Annotated in this window: 10 protein-coding genes; 5 read left to right on the top strand and 5 right to left on the bottom strand. The window is 52.8% G+C overall.

Annotation, left to right across the window (positions count from 1 at the left end; all coding sequences use genetic code 11):
* Position 1: 1 nt before the first annotated feature.
* On the bottom strand, positions 2-2,245 hold the full coding sequence (gene parC / locus FT643_RS05820; protein WP_156870120.1) for a DNA topoisomerase IV subunit A: 2,244 nt from the start codon (positions 2,243-2,245) through the stop codon (positions 2-4).
* A gap of 87 nt (positions 2,246-2,332) precedes the next feature.
* Positions 2,333-2,884, bottom strand: a complete 552-nt coding sequence (locus FT643_RS05825; RefSeq protein ID WP_198043349.1) for an MliC family protein — start codon at positions 2,882-2,884, stop codon at positions 2,333-2,335.
* Between the two features lie 240 nt (positions 2,885-3,124).
* Here FT643_RS05825 and FT643_RS05830 point away from each other — a divergent pair, with 240 nt between their 5' ends.
* Both FT643_RS05830 and FT643_RS05835 read left to right on the top strand, forming a co-directional pair.
* Positions 3,125-4,321: a flavin-containing monooxygenase gene (locus tag FT643_RS05830; protein WP_156870124.1), complete on the top strand. Its 1,197-nt coding sequence runs from the start codon at positions 3,125-3,127 to the stop codon at positions 4,319-4,321.
* 135 nt (positions 4,322-4,456) lie between these two features.
* Positions 4,457-5,371: a bile acid:sodium symporter family protein gene (locus tag FT643_RS05835; protein WP_156870126.1), complete on the top strand. Its 915-nt coding sequence runs from the start codon at positions 4,457-4,459 to the stop codon at positions 5,369-5,371.
* On the opposite strand, the gene FT643_RS05840 is transcribed toward FT643_RS05835, so the two are convergent.
* On the bottom strand, positions 5,372-6,241 hold the full coding sequence (locus FT643_RS05840; RefSeq protein ID WP_156870568.1) for a DMT family transporter: 870 nt from the start codon (positions 6,239-6,241) through the stop codon (positions 5,372-5,374). It lies immediately after the preceding gene.
* A 73-nt stretch (positions 6,242-6,314) separates the two neighbouring features.
* Positions 6,315-8,360 (bottom strand): neutral/alkaline non-lysosomal ceramidase N-terminal domain-containing protein, encoded by a 2,046-nt coding sequence (locus tag FT643_RS05845; RefSeq protein ID WP_156870128.1) that lies wholly within the window; start codon positions 8,358-8,360, stop codon positions 6,315-6,317.
* 197 nt (positions 8,361-8,557) lie between these two features.
* Between FT643_RS05845 and FT643_RS05850 the strand changes: the two genes are divergently transcribed.
* The 3 genes from FT643_RS05850 (at position 8,558) to FT643_RS05860 (ending at position 11,928) form a co-directional block, all read left to right on the top strand.
* Positions 8,558-10,042: a hypothetical protein gene (locus FT643_RS05850; RefSeq protein ID WP_156870130.1), complete on the top strand. Its 1,485-nt coding sequence runs from the start codon at positions 8,558-8,560 to the stop codon at positions 10,040-10,042.
* Positions 10,039-11,082 carry a M14 family metallopeptidase gene (locus FT643_RS05855; RefSeq protein WP_156870132.1) on the top strand — a complete coding sequence of 348 codons (1,044 nt, stop codon included), beginning with the start codon at positions 10,039-10,041 and terminating at the stop codon, positions 11,080-11,082. The genes FT643_RS05850 and FT643_RS05855 overlap by 4 nt, the downstream gene beginning before the upstream one ends.
* A 93-nt stretch (positions 11,083-11,175) precedes the next feature.
* On the top strand, positions 11,176-11,928 hold the full coding sequence (locus FT643_RS05860; RefSeq protein WP_317621951.1) for a DUF4126 family protein: 753 nt from the start codon (positions 11,176-11,178) through the stop codon (positions 11,926-11,928).
* A gap of 14 nt (positions 11,929-11,942) precedes the next feature.
* Here FT643_RS05860 and FT643_RS05865 read toward each other — a convergent pair whose 3' ends face one another.
* Positions 11,943-14,804 (bottom strand): EAL domain-containing protein, encoded by a 2,862-nt coding sequence (locus FT643_RS05865; protein WP_156870134.1) that lies wholly within the window; start codon positions 14,802-14,804, stop codon positions 11,943-11,945.
* Between the last annotated feature and the right edge of the window lie 101 nt (positions 14,805-14,905).

Below are 14,905 nucleotides of genomic sequence, written 5' to 3' on the forward strand. Positions count from 1 at the left end.
CCTAAACCACCTCAATCCCATCCACTTTCTGGAAACCTCTGGGTAATTTGTTACCCCTGCGGCCGCGCTCACCCAGATAGTGTTCAAGATCGGAAAACTTCAGGCCGATATGCCGCTTTCCGGCGAAAATCTTAAGTTGGTTATCTTCGCCCAGCACCACAATATCAATCACAAATTCTTCGCGGCTTTCCACCCGTGCCCCGGGGATACCGATGATCTTATTGCCTTTACCTTTGGCCAGCTCCGGCAGCTCCGCCAACGGGAACATCAGCATACGGCCCTCGTTGGTCACCGCCACCACATATTGACTGTCAGTGTCGGCCACAACTTTAGGGGGTAATACTTTCGCCCCTTTCGGCAGATTCAAAAACGCTTTCCCGTTTTTATTACGGGTTTGCGCATCGCCTAATTTACCGATAAAACCGTAACCTGCATCGCTGGCCATCAAATATAATTGAGTGTCCGCACCCATCAAGACACCTTCGAACGTCGCTCCGGAGGGAGGTGAAACGCGGGCGGATAAGGGTTCGCCCTGCCCTCGTGCGGAAGGCAGGGTATGCGCAGGAACCGCATAACTGCGCCCGGTGCTATCAATAAATATCGCGTTCTGATTCGACTTGCCCAAAGCGCACGTCAGGTATTCATCACCCGCTTTATAACTTAAGCCCGCTACATCCACTTCATGGCCTTTGGCAGCACGCACCCAACCTTTCTTCGACAACACCACAGTGACAGGGTCAGCCGACATCAACTCGGTTTCGTCCAACGCCTTGGCTTCTTCCCGCATCACGATAGGGGACTTGCGGTCGTCACCGTGTTTCTCCATGTCTTCACGGATTTCACTTACGATCAGCTTTTTAAGTTTGGCATTGGAATTCAGAATCGCTTCCAGCTTCTTCCGTTCTTTTTCCAATTCATCCTGCTCACCACGAATTTTAAATTCTTCCAGCTTCGCCAGATTGCGTAAGCGGATATTCAGAATCGCTTCTGCCTGCAATTCACTGATCCCAAAGCGTTCCATCATAACCGGTTTGGGTTCGTCCTCGGTGCGGATGATATGGATCACTTCGTCGATATTCAGATAGGCGATCAGCAAACCTTCCAGGATGTGCAACCGGTCCAGCACCTTGTCGAGACGGTATTGCAAACGGCGGCGCACAGTCGTGATGCGGTACTCAAGCCACTCGCTGAGCATGTCATGCAAGCCTTTCACCCCGGGCCGGCCATCGTTACCGATCACATTCATATTAACGCGATAGGTCCGTTCCAGATCGGTGGTGGCGAACAGGTGCCCCATGAGCTGCTCAATATCAATCCGGTTTGAGCGCGGTGAAATCACCAGTCGGGTCGGATTCTCGTGATCCGATTCGTCCCGCAGATCACTCACCATCGGCAATTTTTTCTTATTCATCTGGTCGGCAATCTGCTCCAGAATCTTGCCGCCGGAAACCTGATGCGGTAACGCGGTAATAATGATGTCGCCATCTTCCTGGCTGAAGCGGGCCCGCATGCGCAACGAGCCCCGACCGGTCACGTACATTTTAATAATATCGTTGCGCGGGGTAATGATTTCGGCGTGGGTAGGGAAATCCGGCCCCTGTATATCTTCACAAAGATCATCCAGCGAACAACCGGGATCTTCCAGCAACCGAATGCAGGCGGAGCCCACTTCCCGCAAATTGTGCGGAGGAATATCCGTGGACATGCCGACCGCTATCCCCATTGCGCCGTTCAACAACACATTGGGCAGGCGGGCGGGCAGCATAACCGGCTCATCCAGAGAGCCATCGAAATTGGGTGACCAATCCACGGTGCCCTGACCCAGCTCGCCCAGCAATACGTCAGCATAGGGTGCCAACCGCGATTCCGTATAGCGCATCGCAGCGAAGGATTTAGGATCGTCCTGTGAACCCCAGTTACCCTGCCCGTCTACCAACGGATAGCGGTAAGAAAACGGCTGCGCCATCAACACCATGGCTTCGTAACAGGCGCTATCACCGTGCGGGTGATACTTCCCTAACACGTCACCCACGGTGCGAGCTGATTTTTTATGTTTGGAACTGGCCTTCAGCCCCAACTCGGACATGGCATAAACGATACGCCGCTGAACCGGTTTTAAGCCGTCACCCAGCGAGGGCAGCGCCCGATCCAGGATGACGTACATGGAATAATCAAGATAGGCGCGTTCGGTATACTCTTTAAGGGGAAGGCGTTCAATGCCTTCGAAATCGATAGGTTGTGTCATATTGCTTGGTTATTGGCTCCAACCATTGGCTTTTGATGCATTCATTCTAATTCATGAATCTGAAAAATACAGAAATGATTCAGAGGCTTAGCGTTTTCTGCAGGCACCATACAAAGGGTTGCCCCGTTGCTCCAACGTCGCTTGATCGCCTTGTTCCCAGAATGTCAGGCCGCCGCCTGAATACCGACTGCCGGAGGCGCTGGGCTGCCGTGTGAGTGAGTAGCCGGTGCGGGCCTGCGCGTCCACCAGCATCACCTGATCGGCTTTCAGTGCGACTTTCTGATCGCCCGACCGGTACTCTTTGTAAAACACCGTGAAGATCTTGCTGCCACTACAAACGTAGACCGCCTGAGTCGGTTTGTTATCGAGGCATTGCGGCTTTTTATACTGCAGGCACGCCTTGCGCGTGCAAACTGCGCTGTCTACAGAAGTCGCGCGAGTACAGGTATTACAACCATCCGTGAAATGCCGGCAACTGTCTGCAATGAGCGCCTTCCAACTGCTGGCATCGTACAGAACATCAGAGGCCGGGGCCGTCGGTAGCGCGGTTTGTGCCCCTGGTTCAGGCTGCTTGAGCGCACAGGCAGCCATGATGCAACAGCCGCACAACAGCAAAACCCATTTCATCTGGTTGGTCATGGTGACAAATCCTTGGTGGCGCGTTCCGGATGGAATCAGAGCTGCCAACCATGCCACAAACCGGATGGACATGGGAATAGGCAAGCCCAGCCGATTTCTATGACAACCAATTTCCACAAACGGTACAAATGCACATTCCTTTGGTGAACAGAGACAAGAATTCGGACTATTAGCGCTGTATCATGGCCACCTTACCCAGCTGCTTCAACAAACAGAGCCAACAAAAGACATGGACCTATCATGATCAAGCACCGAACTGCAGCCCACATTCTCGATGCGTTAGTCATCGGTGGCGGCACTTCCGGATTGACCGCCGCCTTCTACCTTAATCAGCAGGGTATCGCCCCCGTTGTTTTGGAAGCCCGTGATCAGGTCGCCACCTCCTGGCGTGAGCGCCATCCTCAACTGGCACTCAACACCCACCGTTTGTTGTCTTCTTTACCGGGCAAATCCTTGTCACTACGCCATGGCGGGTTTATCAAGCGCGACCATTATGCTCGATACCTGGAACGCTACAGTGACTGGCTACAACAAGAGCAGGATATTGATATTCAATTTAACACCCGGGTGCAACGTGTCCGGCGCACCACAGACGCATGGCAGGTGGACACCAACAATGGCACCTGGCTTGCGCAGAACCTGGTGATCGCTACCGGAGCCGATCGAATTCCTTATACACCACATTGGCCCGGGCTTTCCGGCTATCTGAACGAGCATAAACATGCAGCGGATTTCGGTTCGGTGGCACAGTACCGTGATCGAAGAGTGCTTATTGTCGGCGCTGGCAACTCTGCGATGGATATCGCCAACCATCTGGTTCGCTCCGGGCAGTGCAAATCTATTTCTGTATCCACCCGCAGCGGAGGCCATATTCTACCCACCCGGTTTCTCGGTTTTCCACTGCAGCTGATGACACCGCTGTTAGTTCGCTTGCCGCTGAAAATGCAGGATCGTCTGGTTAGCCTGATTTCCACCTTCTGTTTAGGCGACCTGACAAAGTGGAACTTCAATTCCCCGCTTGAGGGAGTCTGTTCGCGACTGGCCCGACAGGGGTTGACCCCGGGGTTCGATGAAGGCTGCGTAGCCGCGATAAAATCCGGTGAGATAAAAATTCTGCCAGGTATTGAACAATTTAATCAGCAGGATGTGCAGTTCACCAACGGTGAAACCCAGGCGTTTGATAACGTTATCTTTGCCACCGGCTACCGCTCGGGGTTGGAAAGCTTGCTCAAACCCTTTGATGCAGTCGATAGCGAGGGCCGGCCGCTGGTGCATGCACCGGAGGCGGACGCCAGCAACCCGGGTTTATGGTTATTCGGCATGCAAAATAAAGTGGAAGGCAATTTTCTGGCCCGCCAGAAAGAGGCACGTAAAATGGCCCGCCAAATCCGTAAAGACCAAAGCAGTCCCCGTCTGGAACCGGCAATACAACATTAGTATTTTTTGCCCTTAATCAGCTTTTCAGTTCAATCGGCAAAAAAGCACGTTCAACTGCTCATTCGGTTATTTATTAAATTGAATTGAGCAAATCATCATGATGAAGTGCCGGAATCTGTCTACGGGAGATTCCCCATGTCTGACTTGCTGCTGTCCACCGCGTTACCCCTGACGTTGATATTCATTATGTTCGGGATGGGCATGACGCTCACAATCGCCGACTTCGTTCGTCTGAAAGAATACCCCAACGCCATCGCCGCCGGGCTCGGTGGGCAGCTGCTGTTATTGCCCCTGATGGGCGGATTCCTGGCCGTATTCTGGGGACTGACACCCGAGTTTGCCATTGGCATGGTTATTCTGGCGGCCTGCCCCGGTGGCACCACCTCCAACGTGGTGTCCTTTCTTGCCAAGGGGGACCGGCCACTTTCCATCACATTAACCGCAGTGAATAGTTTCGTTGTGGTTTTTACCATCCCCTTATACACGGCCTTGGCGATACAGTATTTTGCCGGCGCAACCGACACCACCATTAAAATTCCCACCGCCCAATTGATGTTCAGTGTGTTCGCTTATACCGTGATTCCCGTGAGCCTGGGTATGCTGGTGCGGCGCTTGGCACCCGGGTTCGCCCGCGGCGTCGGCCCCTTTTACGACAAAATAGCTGCGATTGCATTTACCCTGATTGTCCTGTTGATTGTATGGAGCAGCCAGGACAGCCTGATGACCATTTTGCCAATGGTCGGCGGCATAACCATCACCCTGAGCCTGGTGATGACCGGAATCGGGTTTCTGTTAGCCCACTTATTGGCGATGCCAAAGCAACAGGCGATTACGCTGGCCATCGAAATCGGAATCCAGAATACCGTATTGGGAATGGCCGTGGCCGCGATGCTGGATGGTGTCAATGGTTTAAGTGGCGAACTGATGCTGGTGCCTTGCGCAGTCTACGGGTTGATCATGTATGGCCCCGCTATCGTGATGATCCTAATCGGACGGCGCGAGAATTCCGTGCAAACGGCTCGGGCAGTGAGCTCTGATCTCACCCGTTAGTTAGCGGTCCGAAATAATCAGACCGATGCCTCCGAGTATGACCACGCTGCAAATGAGCAAACGCAGACTAATCGCTTCGCCCAGCAACACTACACCCGCCAGCGCCGTAATCACTGGCACACTGAGCTGGACGCTCGCAGCTTGGGCCGATTTCAATCCCGGCAACGCCGCATACCAGATCGCATACCCCAACCCGGAAGTCAGGCCGCCGGATAATATCGCGTAGACTGTCGCGAAACTGTTCCAATTCAGGTCTGAAATGCGCAAAAAGCGAGTGTCTCCGCTAAAATCGGCCGGCGCGACCAACACCACCATTAATATCAATACAGAAAGGGGAAACGCCCGCAGGAAATTGGCGGCGGTTGCTACCAAAGGATCCGCGACACCCCGCCCTAAAATAGAATACACACCCCACGCAGTTCCGGAGATCAGCATGAGAGCGGCCGGCACCACCGGAGGCGCTGCCAACCCCGGCAACAACAAAGCAATCAGCCCGGCTACTGCCAGCAAAAACCCGGCAACGGCGACCGGCCTCAATCGCTCGCCCCGCCGGAGTCCAATCAAAATCATACTGACCTGCACGGCACCGAACAACAATAATGCCCCGGTGGCTGCAGTCAGGTTTCGATAAGCGAAAGAAAAGGTTATCGCGTAGATAAATAACGCCAAAGCAGGCATCCAACCACCCTGCCGGATCCATGCGAATGCACGCCCGCGCCGCCCGGAGGAGCGCAAGCCCACCAGCGCCGTCAACACAACTGCGCCCGCCAACAGCCGCAGAACGGTGAAAGAAGTGGCGTCCAGGGCCCCATCGCGCAATGCTAAACGGCCGATGACGGAATTACCCGCAAACGCCAGCATGGCCAACATCGTCAGCAGTAAAGTACGCGAAAACGAACGTTCGGAATCCAACCGGATACATCACCTTGTTGAGAATAAATGGCTACCGGAAGGCAGAAGAAGTAATCTCTGCCAATCCGCTGCGCGGTGCCACCTGAAAGCGGAACCATTGACCGGGAATGGCAACCTGAGGGTTGTACCAGCGTAACTGATAGCGGGACATGCCGTGCTGCAAATCTTCCAGATAACGAATTTGCATATCATAACCTTCATCACTGACCGGCTGAAACGCACCGCTCATGAGCGGCGTAAAGTGCTCGCCGTCGGCACTGGCTTCGATCTGCATCAACGGCTGGTGCAACTCCATATCCGAGGTTGCCACATCCACATAATCCCACTGCCAGTAGGGTTCAGTATCCACAGTCCCTGCCACAAATCGGGGTACCCGCACCTGCATTCGCTGGCCCTCCGGTTTGCGCTCTTGGGGAAAAAAATGGCGACTGACCAGACTAAAGGCCCAGCTTTCCGGCATTTCTGACAAGCCCGGCTGTAACGACATATCCTTCACTAAGCGCGCCGATTGTCGGGCTAAAAACTCCGTAGTTCGAGGCCCATACAAGGTATGGCCACCCTCGTACCACTGCGCTGAATATTCCTCATCTGTCACGCTATATCCGAAAAAGCCGTTACTATGGCTGCTCACCACCACCTGTTCGACCGACTCCGGTGCCACCTTCGTGACGGCCTTCCCGATTCGGTTTCCGGCCTCCAGGGTGATTTCAAAGGGCAACCCCACCAGCAGTAATTCGTTCAACTGAAACACATGCAAAACCAATTTATGCGGATAACGGGACGGTGCCAATGCCCATTGCTGCAGCCCGGATAACATCCAGCGTTTCTCACGGTGACAATCCCGTTCACCACTGTCCGGCCAGCCGCGCTGAAACCATGGAATATAAGAAACCGGGAACACTTCATCGTCTTTGGCAGCCCCCACAATTGCAGTGCCGGCAATGGCCCGCTCGCACAACAGTTTATCCGGATCGGAAACCGGATCAAGCAAGTCCAGCTCGCGCTGAGCCGTTGTGATCCGCACCTGATCTGTGAGCTGCGAATCCAGACTCGAAAAAATCTGCCAGGCCTGGTCTGACAACGCCAAGCCAATACGGCGGGTTTCACTGTCACCGCGCATTCCCTTCCGGTAATTAGGATTATTATCTGCATGGTTGGCTTCGAACGGACCGTGTACCGGTTGCCAAGGTGGTTGATAATGGCTCGCTATACGCTGTTCCAGATCCCGCTCGAAGAAGGCCCAGACATCACCGTGATAGGGATGGGTAAACGGGGGTATACCGGTACCATGAATGGCGAAAGTGGAAAACGCACCCATAGGTTTGAATTCACCAGAATCAGTCTGGCCGTCTATCCGCACCAAGGTTAGTTGCGGATTCACTGCGCGTAAGGCAGCGGCGTCATTCTGCTGCTTACCAGCCACATTATTATTCTTTACGTACGCCCCCATAGCCCTGTTTTTGGTAACGCCGTAAATAGACTGGGTGCCGATAGCCACTTTCGCTGGCCGCTGCTGCTGAAAAGCGGCGATCACCGCATCGGCTATTTGCGACACCAGAAACTCAAACACATCCGGATCAAAACCCGGATTGTCGGAACCGAAGATGTTGTAAAAATCGCTGGACAAATACTGTCCTGGGCCGCTGTGAGTATGAGTGGCATGCAAGCTGATGTTATGGAAGGCGACATCGGTTTGCCGGGCAACGGCTTCGGATACTTTACGCAGCAGCAATAACGAACTGGCCGGTAAATCCGCCTGGATCACCACCATCGGCTCCCCCGCCACCGGCTTTAAGTAAAACGCACGGGCTTTCAGGCGGGTACGAAAACCATCAGCCTGTCGGGCCCAGGCTGAATACCCCATTTTAGGAATCCCGATGGGGGTGGTGATGTCCCGCACCCCTATGCCCGCCATAAATTGCTCCTGGGCGGGTACTTGCAACGGTGCTAACCGATCAATACTAACGGTAGTCTGGGGATAGGTGAGAAATGGCCACATCACTCCCAGACCCGCAGCCAACGCCAACACCAAACCGGCTGACAGCCCCCAGATGATTATTTTTATCGGTTTCTTCATAAAGCCAACGACTCCCGCCCCATGCCATGCACGAGGGTACTAAAGATAGCGCCCCGAATCCCCACCGGCGGTTGCCGGATTATGCACTCAGCCCGCTATAATAACGCGCCAATAACGCCGCAAAATAAGTACACTAAAACTGGACTAATCACCTAAATCGCTTCATCTTAAAAAAAACTCCCTGCGGACATTGCACCATGGGCAAGGACATAGAACAGGATACCTTCAGTCAGGCTGATTACGAACGTTTCAATCAGAAAATCCGTGACAATCTGAAGGCAGTGAATCAATTGCTAGTCACTCCGGGTTTCGGGATCGGGGAGACCACTTTGGGTGCAGAACTGGAATTTTATCTTGTGGACCCTCAGGGCAACCCCTCCCCCTGCAATCAACGCTTGCTCAAGGCGGCAAATCTCCCGCAACTGACACCGGAACTGAACCGCTTTAACCTGGAATACAATTTATCCCCACAGCCATTCAAAGGGGCTCCGTTTGCCGCGTTTGAACATGAACTCCTCAATGCTATTCAACACGTCAATCAACTGGCTCAGCAATACCAGACAGAATTGGTTCCAATCGGCATTTTACCGACCTTGACCATTGATCACTTCGGCCCGCAGATGATGACAGACCTGCCCCGCTACCGTGCCATGGACAATGCTTTGCGCACCCTCCGCGGCGGCCCGTTCAAAATAAACATCGATGGTAACCCGCCCTTGGACTTAACCTGGAACGACGTTACTCTGGAGGGTGCCAACACTTCTTTCCAGCTCCATTGGCGGGTGACCCCGCAGCAATTTTCAAATGCGTTTAATGCCGTGCAATTAGTAACCCCCGTGGTATTGGGGCTGGCCGCTAACTCACCCTATCTGTTCGGGCACGAGTTATGGGAAGAAACCCGGATTGCGTTATTTAAACAATCAATTGATTGCCGTGATTCAGACCACGCAAAGTACCCCGCCAGAGTCTATTTCGGTAACGGCTGGATACGACAGGGAGCGGAGGAGTTATTTGCCTCCACTGTTGCGCTCTTCCCTCCAATCATGCCGGTGGTCAGTGATGAAGACCCGCTGGCCAAAATAGCCAGACAAGAACTGCCACACCTGCATGAACTGCAACTGCATCAGGGGAGCACCTGGCCCTGGAACCGGGTTATCTACGACCACCATAACGACGGCCATATCCGCATTGAAATGCGAGCATTGCCCGCCGGTCCCAGCCTTGAAGACATGAGTGCCAACAGTGCGTTCCTATTAGGGAGCGCCATGGCATTACAGGATTCCATGCCACAGCGCATTAACCTGTTGCCCTTTAAATACGCCGAACACAATTTCTATCGGGCCGCGCAACTAGGACTGGATACCAGCTTGCTTTGGCCCTCTTCCAGCCAGGTCAAAGTCGTTGAATACGATCTACTGAAATTGGCCCGGCGTCTGCTGCCGCTGGCAAGAGACAGCTTGCTCGAAGCCGGGTTGGAGACCGCAGAATGTCAGCGCATGATCGAAAATATACAGCAGCGCATTGACATGAAAGTCAACGGTGCACGCTGGCAAAAAAACATCACCCGCCAATTTCGGCAACAGGGATGTTCACAACAAGACGCTCTCAGCAGCATGTTTCAACGCTACCGGCAGCATTTTTACTCCGGAAAATCCATCAGCCAATGGGATACCCAGTTATGAGTTTCGGCAACCCGCACATTCGCTATTGGTTCAACCCGGCGCCGGCTGATTTGGGAGAATCCGAGGAGCAGTTTTTGCGTGCACTGGGTGGCCCCGCGGTACTGCATATTCCGGGTAAAGACCGCAGCCGTAACCGTGCCATCTGCACCCTACTGCATGGAAACGAACCGTCCGGCACCCGGGCAATCCTGCGCTGGTTAAAGCAAGCCGTTGCACCCGCCGTTGACGTCTTATGTTTTTTCGGCTCAGTCAAAACCGCGCTCACCGAGCCCCTGTTTCACTACCGCCAGCTGCCCGGCGAACCGGACCTGAATCGCTGTTTCAAGCCGCCGTTCGACACTCATCAGGGTTCTACCGCAAAAGCAATATTGGACACGCTGATCGAGATGCATCCCGAAGCTTTGATTGATATTCATAATACGTCCGGGATGGGGCCCTCCTTTGCGGTATCCATGAACCAGGACCGCACCCACAAAGCATTGGCGGGTTTGTTCACAAAGCGTATGCTGGTGACCGGATTAAAATTGGGTGCCCTTTTTGAATACAGCGAACGCAATGTCGCCACGGTCACCATAGAATGTGGCGGTTCACAGGACCCGAGAGCAGACCAGATCGCCTATCAGGGAATAATGCGCTTTGTGACCGAGGAAGACGTACTTGACCCTAAACCGGCAGATTGGGATCTGGAAGTGCTACTTGAACCGGTGAGGCTGGAACTGACAGGCGATACCCGCATCAGTTATGGCAACCAGGAAGACGCACAGGCGGACATCACACTGCCGCCGGATGTTGAAAATCACAATTTTGGCCGGGTCAGCCGGGAAGTGCAGCTCGGCTGGGTTAACCCGCTAAGCTGGCACAAGCTGAAGATGAATGCGCCTGACGGCAAGGACGTGAAAGATAAATTGCTGCGTCTGGAAGGTCGCAGCTTGTTCCCGGCACAGGCACTAAAGCTGTTTATGATCACCACCAATCCGGCGATCGCCCTGAGCGATTGTGTATTCTATGCCGTAAGGGATAGTGGCAGCGATATCGATTAGTAGAGGCTTGCACATTCAGCCTGGGTTAAGTTTGGTCTTAGGATAATGAACCGGTCTAATCGTCATTAATCGCCCGAGATTTGAGACCTGCCTGTGGAAGAATACCAGACCCTGCTAAGCACCCTTGCCCTAACCATGGGCTTATCCTGGGCCAGCGGCATCAACCTTTACGCTGCCTTGCTGGTGCTGGGCCTCGGCGGTTCCACCGGTAATATAGACCTGCCAGCCGACCTGCAAGTGTTGCAGGATCCCTTAGTGATTATGGCAGCGGGCGCTATGTACGCTGTGGAATTCTTCGCCGACAAAACGCCCGGGGTCGATTCAGGGTGGGATACTTTGCATACCTTTATCCGCATACCCGCAGGCGCCATGCTCGCAGCAGGTGCCGTAGGTGACGTCACCCCCGGACTGGAAATTGCAGCCGGTATAATGGGCGGTGGCATAGCCGCTACCTCCCACGCAACCAAAGCCGGCACCCGGCTGTTGATTAATACATCCCCTGAACCGGTCACCAACTGGATCGCGTCTTTCAGCGAGGATTTTCTGGTCATCGCAGGGCTGTGGACCGCGCTAAATCACCCCGTTGCTTTCTTAGTATTTCTTCTGTGCTTTGTCCTGATGGTGATCTGGCTATTACCCAAAATATATCGTGCATTAAAATTGATGATCACAAAAATCGGCCAGTGGCTGGGTATTCTTGCCCAACCGGAAACCCCGGACAGATCAGGCCAAGAGCACTATCTGGACAAGCTGGCTCGGCTCAAACAACTTTTGGATCAAGGCGCATTGACAGAAGAAGAATTCCGGCGAGAAAAAAAACTGCTGCTTAAGCCCGGTATTAGCTGAAAAAATACCATCGCTTATTTTGCGCTTCTACTTTCGGCAGCGTCGTATATATAGCTAGAGGCGAATACATCCGCAGGCATCGGTTTAGCGAAATAATATCCCTGATATTTTATACACCCCTTACTGATCAAATATTTAAGCTGGTACTCTTCTTCCACCCCTTCGGCGATGACATCCAGCTCCATCAAATTCGCCATTGTAATAATGGTCTCCACGATCGCCCTGTCTGCTTTATCTTCGCCAACATCCCGGATAAACGCCTGATCAATCTTAAGTTTATCCAAGGGCAGGGTGTGCAAATACGACAGCGAAGAATACCCCGTACCAAAATCGTCTAACGCGATATGAAAGCCCATATCGTGCAGCAGGTGCATTTTTTCGATCACTTGGTCCCGTTTATTAAGCAACATACTTTCAGTAATTTCTAACTCAATATCAGCAGGCTGCAAACCGGCTTCTTCCACAAACGCTTTAACCCGAAAGGGAAAATCATCCAGGGAAAACTGCCGCGCGCTGATATTAATAGCCAGACGCTCGAAACTGGTGGGTAATCCCTGCTGACGCCATTTACTTAACTGCGCACAAGCTTTCCGCAAAACCCAATCACCCAACGGCACGATCTGGCCGGATTCCTCCGCTGCCCGGATAAATAAATCCGGGGAGACAAACCCTTGCTGCGGCTCCTCCCACCGCAACAGTACCTCAGCGCCAATCAAATTCCGGTGTTGATCAAATTGAGGCTGAAAATACAACATAAACTGTTCATCTTCCATTGCACCGGGCAATAACATTTGCAGACGCAAGTTGTCCTCGATTTTTTGATGCATATCTTTACTAAATAGACACACCGCATTGCGGCCATCTTCTTTCGCACGATACATAGCGGCATCGGCCTGTTTCACAATATCGTGAATGGAGTCCTGGTCCAGTGGATACAATGCAATGCCGATACTGCAGCCAATATTCAAGCGATGACCATAGACTTCAAGGGTTTCACTTAGGCTGTCCTGAATTTTTAATGCCACATTACGTGCCAGCGTAGCCGCCTGGGCAGCGTCATCATTTAGCTCCGGCAGTAACACGACAAACTCATCCCCTCCCAGCCTTGCCAACGTATCTTCAGAACGCAATACCTGATTTAACCGGCTGGCGATGGTGATGAGTAAACTATCCCCTACCGGATGCCCCAGCGAATCGTTTACGTTTTTAAAATGATCCAAATCTATAAACAGTAACGCGCCCGTATGACCGTGGCGCAATGCGCGGGCCTGCTCCTGGGTGAGCGTCTCATTCAGCATGCGGCGATTCGGTAATTTGGTTAAATCATCGAATAACGCCTGTTGCCGGATGCGTTCCTCTGCCCGCTTGCGCTCACTAATATCCATCACACCGGCTATCATGCCGTTAAAATCACCCTCAAGGTCATAGATCGGCGTCCAATGCATTGTGGTGAATATGCGCAAGCCGGCCTTGGAAACAAACTCGTATTCCTGCCTGCTATCAGCACCCTGACCTTTCCTGCTTAATTTCTCCAGGGCATGCACTCGGCTAGTCTCCGCCATAAAGTCCACTATCGGACAATCCAGCAACTCCTGACTATGGTAGCCAAGGATTGTGGCCATGGATTCATTGACTAATATAGTTTTGCCCTCTCTATCAATTTGCCAGATCCCCTCCTGGGCCATTTCAAAAAGTTTCCGGTAACGTTCCTCACTGCCTCGCAGCGCATCCTCCATACGACGTCGTGGGGTAATGTCCCTATGGGTCGACACCATTCGAAGTGCGTCACCTTGCGCATTCCGTTCCACCACCTTCCCGCGCATAATAATAAAACGCTTACGCCCGCCCGGTAGACGAATGGCATATTCCACCTGACATAAATCCGACAAGCCTTGCAGGTGCCGCTTTATTTTCCGATCTACAAAGTCCCAGTCTTCATCGATTTTTTCTTTCCAGATAGTAAGATCCGGTTTCTGGTCTGCAGCCAGACCCAGCAGAGCACCAAAGCCGGGTGAGAAAAAACACTCACCGTTGGTGATATTCCAATCCAACACGCAGTCCCCCCCACTCTCCAACGCAAATTGCCAGCGTTGCTTATCGCGCTGACTATCAGCCAGACTTTTATTTTGGCGGGAAACCATTTTATTGAGACTGTCTGCCAGGGCTACCAAAGACGCATCACCATTACTTTCGAACTTCACCGGTTCGCGACCGCGGCTGGCCGCAACTACTTTTTTACGTAGTTTGGCCAGGGGCTGGAGTAACTGCTGATGCAGTACGAACCAAATCAGCGTGAGTGTGAGCAACACCATCAACCACATCGCCAGCATATCTGCGATGGCCGAATGTCGCAGTTGGTCGATCCGGGGTTTTATATCCCATTCTACGAACAATACACCGGTTTCCTCCACCGCGGATGGCCCAGCCGACCGATGCATAACAACAGGGAAATAGGCATGCAACACATCATGCTGTGGATTCGTCATGAGTACCGGCTGCCGCGCGGCCTGTGCGCGAATAAAAGTGGCCTGATCCAGCATCGGCAAATGAGCAAATGCCGGCAAATTCCAAACGATATAGCTGGAGCTGTATCGTACCATGCCGTCAGCTCCAATCAGGGCGCTCAGTTCTACCTCGCTAAACTGTTTCAGGTTCAAAATTTCACGCTCAACACCGTGCTCGTTTTGTTTACCAACATCACTCTCAATGCGCGCACTGGCTAAACTCAAAACCTGACGCAAATGCGTGGAGCTGACTTCCAGCTGCCGGTTCACCTGATTCGAATAGTGATAATACGCGTAAAAGCCTGCCAACCCGCACAACACCAGTGCGACCAGGGCAATAACAAGAGACAACGAGGCTTTAGCGCGTATCACTGAGGGGACTTCCTTGAATCACAATTCTGAATCAGTAGCGGGTTAAAAGCTAAATCAGTTGGGGCAATTCTTTATGTTTCAGATAGTTTCACTATAGCAAC

This window comes from Ketobacter sp. MCCC 1A13808, assembly GCF_009746715.1.
Classification (GTDB): Bacteria; Pseudomonadota; Gammaproteobacteria; order Pseudomonadales; family Ketobacteraceae; genus Ketobacter.